General features: G+C 39.3%; 8 protein-coding genes. All 8 read right to left on the reverse strand.

Annotation, left to right across the window (positions count from 1 at the left end; genetic code table 11):
* Positions 1-491: NAD-dependent epimerase/dehydratase family protein (locus tag K6G87_RS07640; protein WP_296835545.1), on the reverse strand; the 491-nt coding region annotated here is incomplete at its 3' end.
* 11 nt (positions 492-502) lie between these two features.
* Positions 503-1654 carry an N-acetylglucosamine-6-phosphate deacetylase gene (gene nagA, locus K6G87_RS07645; RefSeq protein ID WP_296835546.1) on the reverse strand — a complete coding sequence of 384 codons (1152 nt, stop codon included), beginning with the start codon at positions 1652-1654 and terminating at the stop codon, positions 503-505.
* A gap of 124 nt (positions 1655-1778) precedes the next feature.
* On the reverse strand, positions 1779-2534 hold the full coding sequence (gene nagB, locus K6G87_RS07650; RefSeq protein ID WP_296835557.1) for a glucosamine-6-phosphate deaminase: 756 nt from the start codon (positions 2532-2534) through the stop codon (positions 1779-1781).
* A gap of 117 nt (positions 2535-2651) precedes the next feature.
* Positions 2652-3149, reverse strand: coding sequence for a pyridoxamine 5'-phosphate oxidase family protein (locus K6G87_RS07655; RefSeq protein ID WP_296835548.1), 498 nt, complete (start codon positions 3147-3149; stop codon positions 2652-2654).
* 191 nt (positions 3150-3340) lie between these two features.
* Positions 3341-5653, reverse strand: a complete 2313-nt coding sequence (locus K6G87_RS07660; protein ID WP_296835550.1) for an alpha-galactosidase — start codon at positions 5651-5653, stop codon at positions 3341-3343.
* A 57-nt stretch (positions 5654-5710) separates the two neighbouring features.
* Positions 5711-6553: a carbohydrate ABC transporter permease gene (locus tag K6G87_RS07665; RefSeq protein ID WP_296835551.1), complete on the reverse strand. Its 843-nt coding sequence runs from the start codon at positions 6551-6553 to the stop codon at positions 5711-5713.
* A gap of 60 nt (positions 6554-6613) precedes the next feature.
* Positions 6614-7504, reverse strand: a complete 891-nt coding sequence (locus K6G87_RS07670; RefSeq protein ID WP_296835553.1) for a carbohydrate ABC transporter permease — start codon at positions 7502-7504, stop codon at positions 6614-6616.
* Between the two features lie 126 nt (positions 7505-7630).
* On the reverse strand, positions 7631-8778 hold a 1148-nt coding region (locus tag K6G87_RS07675; protein ID WP_296835555.1), incomplete at its 5' end, for an ABC transporter substrate-binding protein.

Consider the following 8778-nt stretch of genomic DNA (forward strand, 5'->3'; position numbering starts at 1 on the left):
CCAAGCGGAATGCTTCTTTCATCATAGGTATGACTTGGACGAACTATTGTTACAGGGAATCCCTCTTCTCTATATTTCTTCATAAGGAATTCTTCGCATGCTATCTTGTTTCTGGAATATTCCCAGTGAGGATTAGCAAGTGTCGTTCCTTCCGTGATGATATAGCTTGCAGATGGCTTATGATAAGCTGAAGCTGAACTTGTATATATGTACTGTCTTGTCTTACCCTTGAAAAGGCGATAATCTCTTTCTACCTGGTCAGGTGTAAATCCTATAAATTCACATACGCAGTCAAAATACAGATCTTTGATAGCTTCAAGAACCTTCTCTTCATCATTTATATCAGCTATTATCTGATGAACCCCTTTTGGAAGGACGCTGTTTCTGTTACCGCGGTTAAGGAGCCATACTTCCCACCCCATCTCTTCAACGAGACGTCTTACAATAGCAGTACTGATAGTTCCTGTGCCTCCAATAAATAGTGCCTTCATAAGTAACCTCCTTACAAAACATTACCCCTTAGTATTACTGTTTTTAGTTTCAATGAATCCTTGTCTATAATGAGAGCATCTGCGTATTTACCGCTTGTTATGCTTCCATACATCTTGTCCATTCTTATAGATCTTGCTGCATTTATAGTCGCTGCTCTTACAGCAGTTTCCAGCGGAACCTGTATCTGTTTAACACATGTTATCATGCAGTCATAGAGGTTAGTAACACTTGCTGCAATAGTTCCATCTGACAGCGTTGCTTTCTGACCCTTAACAAATACCTTATGGCCCCCAAGCTCATATTCTCCATCCGGCATTCCTGTTGCTCTCATGCTGTCACTTATAAGTACAACCCTGTCTTCACCAAGCATGGTAAAGGTTGTACGATCAACTGTATTATGATGATGAACTCCATCTGTTATAAGCTCTGCCATGCAGTTCTTATTATCAATAGTAGCTCCTACTACTCCCGGCTCTCTGTGATGATAAGGACTCATTGCATTATAAAGGTGAGTCACATGATCAGCCCCAAGTTCCATAGCTTTCATGGTAGTAGCATAGTCAGCATTGGTATGAGCAATTGATATAACCATTTCGTCATGCATTTTGGTGATAAAGTCCATTGCTCCTTCACGCTCAGGAGCTATGTCTATCATGCATATCTTATTGCCGGAGAGCTCCTGCATCTTACGAACAAGTGACACATCGGGAAGCTTTATATCTGCAAGTTCCTGAGAGCCTTTTTTGTCAGGAGATATAAAAGGTCCTTCCATATTGATACCAAGAAAAGATGCTTCTCTCTTATGAGCTTTGATAGCTTCTTCATCTTCACTTATCTTGTGAAAATATTCTCCTGTAACCCTGGCAACGTTTAAGAGCTTTTCTTCAGGAACCGTCATCGTTGTAGGACATATGGAAGTTACACCTACAGAAGCTTCATATTGTAAAAAGTCATTGATCGATTCGTAAGTTGCATCACAAAAGTCGCTATTATGACAGCCATGAACATGTACATCTATAAGACCCGGAATAACGTAGTTACCTTCTGCATCTATTACCTTGCCATCATCTGATGATTCTGCAAAGAGTTCGCCTTTTGTATATATGTCTCTTTGGCTGAATTTATAATCTTCTCCGTATATAATGCCATTTACTATTTTCATATATTATCCTCAACAAGCCCACCACCTAAAGTTAATAGGTTTTATGGCTACATCGTTATAATCCATCTATATACTATTTATATATGCCAGACTAATTATCATTTGTAAGATGATCGCAATGCCATTATCTTATAACAGTATAATTATCTGTAACAGGAGACTTGGAAAGCGCCTCTTCATCTGCGACTATGATAAGATTCTTATGAAGCTGAAGTACGGATGCCGGAACCTCAGGTGTAATCTTGCCCCAGAATGCTTCTCTTACAATGTCAGCCTTATCTTTGCCACTTGCTATTAAAAGGACTATACCTGCCTGCATTATGGTTCTGATTCCCATTGTTATAGCCCTTTTGGGAACATCTTCTTTTCTTTCAAAAAGTCTTGAATTTGCATTTATAGTGCTCTCAGAAAGCTCAACTAAATGCGTTCCCTTTTCAAAGCTCTCTCCCGGTTCATTAAAGCCTATATGTCCGTTGTGACCAAGTCCAAGGAGCTGGAGATCAATTCCTCCAAGCGTATGTATGAGACTGTCGTAACTGTCACATTCACCTTCAAGATCTGCTGCCATACCATTAGGAACGTTGGTATTGTGCATATCTATATTGACCTTATCAAAAAGGTTGTGATTCATAAAATATCTGTAGCTTTGATCATTAGATGCATCAAGACCTATATATTCGTCAAGGTTAACTGTAGATACCTCACTAAAATCAAGATCCCCTTTTTTGTACCACTCCACAAGCTGACTATATACTCCAAGTGGTGAAGAACCCGTTGCAAGTCCAAGTACACAGGATGGCTTCATAATGATCTGAGCAGAAATAATATTAGCTGCCTTTCTGCTTAATTCTTTGTAGTCTTTTGCTTTGTAAATACTTATCATGTGTTTCCCCCTAATTATTTAATAATAAGGAACATATTGCACCTCATATTATACGAAATACTTCCCATCTATTATTACATTTTATGAACTCCTCATCTATAGATTACAGGTTGTTCACAAGCTAAGATGCTGCCTTGCATCAAAGCCGTTTTTCTTAAAATCAGAATTAAGAAAATCAATCTCCTTTGGTATAACCTTGATAAGATTAATAGGCTCAGGCATGTTCCTTACAGCATCAACTGATATCTTCTTATATTCAAGAAGTTTATTATAATCATCCGAAAAATGCTCGATTACTTCTGCAACTCCGTATATCTGCATTCCGCGAAGGCTTCCCATATCAGAGCTTTCTTCATATATTGCAAGACATACATTCTTATTGTCCTTAAGAGCCTTAAATTTAAGACCCCCTTCGGAAAAGAGCCAGAATTTGCCGCCTGTATAATTATATTCTATAGGCGTATTTCGAACAAATTCTCCGCTACCGGTTGCAAGTGCGCATACCTTATGTCTGCCAACAAAAGCATCGATCGCACCCATTAGTTCTGAATCTTCCATTGGGAATTCGGATCCTTTTCTTTCCCAAAAAGAAGCTGCCATATCATAGTCCATAGTCTTAAAAAATCCTCCTTCTTACTGTTGTCTCTATACATTATACGCTTATTTGACGCCATAAAGAACAAAATCAGAGGAAGCCATTATGGATTCCTCTGATCTGTGTACAGGTATATACAGCCCATGGGAGGGGCTTATATATCAGGTTTTATTATTTTACTTAGCACTTTATAAACAATCTAAAGTCCTTACAAATTTGATATCTTGGAAAAGTGCAATTGAATGGACGGGTAGATTCCGTACATAGGATCAAAGGCGATTCCGCCGTTCATTAAGGCTGCACCTGTAAATACTTTTCCTTCAAGCTGTGATTCCCTTGCACCAGCTTCTTCAGGCCTTTCATTAACAGAAGATATGAAATAATCGATCTTGTATAAGGCATCCTTATCAAGTCCCTTAAGTACCACATGAGGTATTACCGGATTGGCATGCACATTAACCATTACAAGACTTAAAAGTGCTTCATTCTTATCCTCGGATACAAACTCCCATGATACATGATAATCTTTGGTCTCTTCATCCATAAGTCTATAATATCTGCCCTTTTGGATAAGGAAATAGAACCTGTTAAAATCCTTTATCTGCTGCCTGATAATGTCCTTATCTTCTTCAGATAATTTTCTTGGATCAAGCTCGTATCCAAAGGTTCCGGACATGGCCACGATTCCTCTTGTCACAATGGAAGTCTGCCTTCCATTCTGATGATTAGGCGAAGCCGAAACATGTGCTCCCATAGTACTTACGGGATAGCCATAAGATGTACCCTCCTGGATCTTAAGTCTGTCTATTGCTTCAGAATTATCTGAGCACCATATCTGGGGTGAATAGAACATGATACCTGCATCAAATCTTCCACCGCCTCCTGAACAGCCCTCGATCATGACATCAGGGTAATTAGTCCTTAATCTGTTCATAAGATCATAAGATCCAAGCATGAATCTGTGAGATACTTCTCCCTGCCTGTCTGCAGGAAGACTTCTCGAGAATACGTTGGCTACAGATCTGTTAAAATCCCATTTCACATATTCAATATTTGCACTATCAAGGATCTTAGAGATCATATCGTAAAGGTAATCAACAACCTCTTTTCTCGACATATCAAGGACAAGCTGATTGCGTCCCATAACAGGTGATCTGTTTTCATCAGTAAGTGCCCAGTCAGGATGAGCCCTGTAAAGGTCGGAGTCTTCATTGACCATCTCCGGTTCAAACCAAAGACCGAACTTCATATTAAGACTGTTTGCATGATCAGCTATTGCCTTTATGGCACCTGGAAGCTTTTTACTATTTACATACCAGTCTCCAAGCCCGGCATTATCGTCATCTCTTGCGCCAAACCATCCGTCATCCAAAACGAACATCTCGCATCCAAGATCTGCTGCCGCATCCTGAATCTCCATGATCTTCTTTTCATCAAAATCAAAATATGTTCCTTCCCAGTTGTTGATAAGAACAGGTCTTTTGATATCGCGAAATTCTCTGGGACAGATGTTCTCTCTTATGATCCTGTGATACAGAAAGCTTAGGTCATTCAGGCCATTTTCAGAGTATGCAAGTATAACCTCCGGAGTCTGGAAAGAGTCTCCACCCGAAAGCTTCCAGTCAAAATAATCAGACCCTATTCCTGCTGTAACTCTTATAGTTCCTGCCTGATCCACTTCAAGCTCTTCAAGGTGATTACCTGAATACATGAGCATGAATCCATAACAGCTGCCATGATCCTGAGTAGCATCTTTGTCACACAAAATGACAAACGGATTATTCTGATGACTACTTGCACCGCGCTTTGAGCGCACTGCCTGGATATCATGCGTAAGCCTCTTTCTTTCAGGCTGCCTCTCCATAGCATGACGACCATGGAAATGAATGTAGTCCATCTCTTTGTGAAGCATATCAATAGACATAGAAGATGCCTTGGTAAGAGCTATCACTTTAGTAGAAGTATTAATGATCCTTACACTTCTTACTATGATATCCTTGTCTTCAAACACCTTATATATAAGAACGACTTCAAGACCTATAGCCTTATCTTCCAGAGTCAGCTCAAGTGTTGCTTCTAAAGAGTTACTTGCATCATCTAAAGCTTCCTTCATTTGAAAATAGCTATCTGTTCCTTCCATAGATGATCTTACATATGGCATATTATCTATTGTATAAATACCATTATAAATAGTATGCTTTTTATATCTAAGATCGCAGGTCATGCTTCCATTATCTGCAACTATTGAAAGGGCATTAACCCTGTAATCTCCAGCTCCTTCTGTAGAATATTCAAATGGAAGCGTATCCGGAGATACTCCTCTTTTATCCTTACATTCATAAATATTGCCGGAGAATCCCCTGTCCATCTCTTTTAGAAGATAAGACATGTCACTTCCATAGGTTGATCCACCATAATAGGTGTGAAGGACAAGACCATACTCATCGATCTTTATCTGATATTCTGTATTCCGGGTATTTAGTCTAAATATTTTTTTACTAGTGTCAAATACAATACTCATTTTTTTCGTGCCTCATGTGAATTTGTGATCATTCACGCTTTCTACTTATATTTTCTATCAAAGCTTTCCTCCTGATGTAGCAATTCCTTCTACAAACTGCTTCTGGAAGATTATATAGATGACGATCATGGGAACTATAGCAAGAACCGCAGATGCCATCATGGTAGGATAATCGTTGCCATACTGTCCCTGCATCTTGGCAAGTCCTGCACTTAGTGTTGTAGTCTCAGCACTTGGGCATACTATCATAGGCCACATAAGATCTTTGAAAGCAAAGAGAGCCGTAAATATTCCAAGTGAGATCATGGCTGATCTTGTAAGAGGGAGCATTATAAAAAGAAATGTCTGACCTATATTACAACCATCAATCTGGGCTGCTTCTTCAAGATCTCTTGGAAGTCCCTGATAACTTGTCTTTAAAAGATATGTTCCAAAGGCTGTTACAAGGCCCGGAAATACGAGTCCTGCTGTTGTATTCATAAGATGAAGCTTTGATACCATAAGATACTGAGGTATTATGAATATCTGTGAAGGTATCATCATCTGTATAAGTACAAGTGAGAACATTATTTTTTTGCCCGGAAATTCAAGTCTTCCAAATGCATATCCTGCCATAGTTGCTGTAAGACAGGCGCATACTACTCTGAAAAATATAAAGAGTATCGTGTTCTTATAAAGAGTGATAAAGTTATAGCTCTCCCATACTTTTCCAAAATTCTCCCAGTGCCAGTCAGTCTGTGGAAATATATAAAAGGGATTTACTGAAATCGCTTCCTGATTGGTCTTAACCGCAGTAAGGATCATCCATGCAAATGGAACAAGCATTACAATTGCCATGATGGTAAGAACCAAATATGTAAAAAATTTATTTATTCTGTAATTTCTACTCAAACTATCCATACTAGTCTCCTTCCCGGATATTGATATAATTCTGGGATAATGATCAAACCTTTTATATCCTTAGTTATAGAACACCATTTTCTTTTCAAGCTTCTGAAGAAAAAATGTAACTATCATAATGAAGACAACAAGTACTACTACAAGAGTTGCTCCATAGCCTCTGTTACTGTTAGTAAAGGCATATGTATAGAAAAGGTATACTATAGACTGTGTCTTATTAAGTGCCTGATTGGTCTTGTCCATTACCATGAACATAAGATCAAATACTGTCAGAGCGCCTATTATTCTTGTCTGTACGATAAAAAAGGTTGTCGGGCTAAGAAGAGGTACCGTTATACTAAAGAACTGACGAAGACCTGAAGCACCATCAATTTCAGCTGCTTCGTAGTAGTCTTTGGGTATCTCCTGAAGACCTGCTATGAATAAAACCATGTTGTAACCGATTATGGACCATACGCCTATGACACCTACGCTGATCCATGCAATGTTTGGATTGGATATCCAGGCTACATTTGTATGAAGTACATTATTAAGAAGACCAAACTGCTGATTATAAAGCCATTTCCATACCATTGCTACAGCAGCAGGTGCACAGACCATGGGAAGGAAATACAAGGTTCTAAATAGAGTTTTGCCGGCAAGCTTCTTTTGAAGAAGTACGGCAAGTATAAGTGCTATTACTATTCCAAGAGGAACCTCTACTATCATGTACTTGACTGTATTCCACAAGGACTGCCAAGTCTCAGGTGCTGCAAGCACTGATGAGTAGTTCTTAAAGCCTACAAATATATTTCCTCTACCAAAATCTCCTGTTTTACAAAATGACTGATATACAGTATTTATAGCCGGATAAAAGTTAAGTATTATAAGACCAAGCATTGTAGGCGTAATAAATGCCCATCCCCATATTGCCTGACGCTTCTTTGATGGCGTCATTTTATTTTTTCCCATATAACCCTCCTGTACACAAATATAAATAATGAAATACTATTACTCTAAAAAAGTAGTCTGCACATTAGCACATCGCCGCTGTGCAGACTATATAAGAGGATTTTAAGTTACTTGCATTTCTGATTATTATTCTGCTGCGATAGCATCTTCAATTATCTTCTGAGCATTGTCGCATGCTGTAGACATAAGCTCAGGATCTTCAGGATTCTGCCATGCATCAAGGAATCCACCTGCCTGCTGAAGTGCATCTTCCCAAACTGTTGTCTTTCTTGTATAAGGACGGAAGTAAAGGTCTCCCTCTTCTTCTGCTCTTGTGAAGGCTGAAACATCCATACCTTCAAATGCATTTGCAAAATCTTCGGATACGCCCTTCATTCCACCCATGGTTACACCGAGCTGAGCCTGTTTTATCTGTCCTTCTTCAGAGCAGAAATATGCGATAAGATCATAGCAGGCCTGAGGATCAGCTACATTAGCATTTGCTGCCCAGCCAAGGCCGTTGTAGCATGAGTATCTCTCGCCTTCATCACAAGCACCATTACCATTAGTATCAGCATATGGAAGCATAGCCCATGCATAGTCATCATGATTTTCAGCTGTGTAGAAAGAGTTGATCATCCATGAGCCCTGAGTGATCATTGCAACCTGTCCTGACTGGAAGAGTGAATCTGTACCTGTCTCAGCAACGACTGACTGAGGTGCACCTACTGTAAGAAGCTGTCTTACCATCTCCATAGCCTCTTTGCCTTCATCAGAACCAATTGTTGTTCCCTTATGGTCTTCTGTTATTACCTGTGCGCCGTAATCGTATACTACGTTGTACCATCCGTCCTGGTTGTTTGATGTATTAAGTGCAAGACCATAAATCTCTCCATTTGATGCTTCTGTAATAGCCTTTGCTGCTTCATACATATCTTCCCATGTCCAGTCATCTGTTGGTGTATCTACTCCATACTGTTCAAAAAGAGCTTTATTATAAAGAAGAGCTATAGTATCGTGATCTTTAGGAAGTGCATACTGCTTGCCATCACTACTGTAAAGATCCCATACGCCTTCATAATAATTTTCTTTTACAATGCTGTCGTCTGAAGCTATATAGTCAGTAAGATCAAGAAGGATACCATTCTCCATATACATCTGTGCTGTATTTGAGTGCATCCAGAATACATCTGGCATATCTCCGCCTGAAGCACCTGCTTCAAGAAGTGTCCAATAGTTATCCCAGTCTATTACTTCTATAGAAACTTCAACTCCTGATATAGCTGTCCAGTCAT

The sequence above is a fragment of the Butyrivibrio sp. genome (genome assembly GCF_024699075.1).

Bases quoted from the DNA above. Each gene is read 5' to 3' on its own strand.
- K6G87_RS07655 (WP_296835548.1), bottom strand. From the start codon at position 3,149: ATGGACTATGATATGGCAGCTTCTTTTTGGGAAAGAAAAGGATCCGAA.
- nagA (WP_296835546.1), bottom strand. From the start codon at position 1,654: ATGAAAATAGTAAATGGCATTATATACGGAGAAGATTATAAATTCAGC.
- K6G87_RS07670 (WP_296835553.1), bottom strand. From the start codon at position 7,504: ATGGGAAAAAATAAAATGACGCCATCAAAGAAGCGTCAGGCAATATGG.
- K6G87_RS07665 (WP_296835551.1), bottom strand. From the start codon at position 6,553: ATGGATAGTTTGAGTAGAAATTACAGAATAAATAAATTTTTTACATAT.
- K6G87_RS07660 (WP_296835550.1), bottom strand. From the start codon at position 5,653: ATGAGTATTGTATTTGACACTAGTAAAAAAATATTTAGACTAAATACC.